Origin of the sequence: Streptomyces sp. NPDC007095 (genome assembly GCF_040634475.1) — a bacterium.
Classification (GTDB): Bacteria; Actinomycetota; Actinomycetes; order Streptomycetales; family Streptomycetaceae; genus Streptomyces.
This window is the reverse complement of the sequence record NZ_JBEYFS010000531.1, coordinates 1-1295: the sequence shown is the minus strand read 5'-3', so window position 1 is coordinate 1295 and position 1295 is coordinate 1. Positions and strand designations below refer to the sequence as shown.

General features: G+C 70.0%; 1 protein-coding gene. It reads left to right on the top strand.

What is annotated here, in order from left to right; all coding sequences use genetic code 11:
- The coding region (locus tag ABZ656_RS58010) for a condensation domain-containing protein (RefSeq protein ID WP_360280850.1) at nt 1–1295 on the top strand (1295 nt) is incomplete at both ends.

The following is a 1295-nucleotide window of genomic DNA, read 5'->3' as shown; positions in this document are numbered from 1 at the left end:
GTCCTGCCGACCGTCCTGGCGTTCGACTCGCGTGACCGGCTCGACGCCTTCACCGCCGCGCTCCAGGCTGTTGTCGACCGCCACGATGTCCTGCGCACCGCCGTCATGTGGGAAGGGCTTCCGCAGCCGGTGCAAGTGGTGGCGCGGCAGGCCGGGCTGCCGGTCGAGCACATCGAGCTGCCGACGGAGGACGGCTTGACGCACGGCGCGCCGGAGCGGCTTCTCGCCGCCTGTCCGACGACGATGGATCTCGCCAGCGCGCCGCTGCTGCGCGCCTACATCGCCGCTGAGCCCGGTAGTGAGAGGTGGCTGCTGCTGGTGCAGCAGCATCACCTCGTGGTGGACCACACGGCCTTGGGCCTGCTGCTGTCCGAGGTCCGGGCCGTTCTGGCCGGGGAGACCGGGAGCCTGCCCGAGCCGCGGCCCTACCGCGACTTCGTGGCCCAGGCCAGGCTCGGGAGCCCTGACGCGGAGCATGAGCGCTTCTTCTCCGAGCTGCTCGGTGACGTGGCAGAGCCGACGGCGCCGTTCGGCGTGCTGGACGTGCGCGGGGATGCCATGAAGTTGACGGAGGCCCGGCTGTCGCTGGCACCGGAGCTCGCGGCGCGGCTGCGCGAACAGGCGCGTCGACGGGGCATAAGCGCGGCGACGCTATTCCACCTCGCCTGGGCACGGGTCGTGGCGGCCACCTCAAACCGCGACGACGTCGTCTTCGGCACCGTGCTGTTCGGTCGGATGAGCAGCGGTGAGCGTGTCCCCGGGCTCTTCATCAACACCCTGCCTATCCGTACCCCTGTCGCCGCAGTGAGCGTGACTGACGCCCTGGCGGCGATGCGCACGCAGCTGGCCGACCTGGTGGCCCACGAGCACGCCTCCCTGGCTCTGGCTCAGAAGTGCAGCGGGGTGGAGGGAAGCGCGCCGCTCTTCACCGCGCTCCTCAACTACCGTCACGGGGAGGGACCCGGTCTGGTCGATGCCTCCGCGATCGGACTGCCCGGCGTCGAGGTGGTGTACGTCCACGAGCGCACCAACTATCCGCTCACGCTGACGGTCGACGACTTCGGCGATGCCTTCGCACTCACCGTCCAGGCCGTCGATCCGATCGACGCCCAGTCGGTGTGCGACCTGGTGGACGCCACGCTCGCCGGAGTGGCCGACGCAATGGAGCACACACCGGGGACGGTACTCGCGAACGTCGACGTCCTGGGCCGCGAAGAGCGGCAGCGGCTGATTGTCGAGTGGAACGACACGTTCCATGAGACGCCGTCCGGGACGTTGCCGGAGTTGTTCGCGGC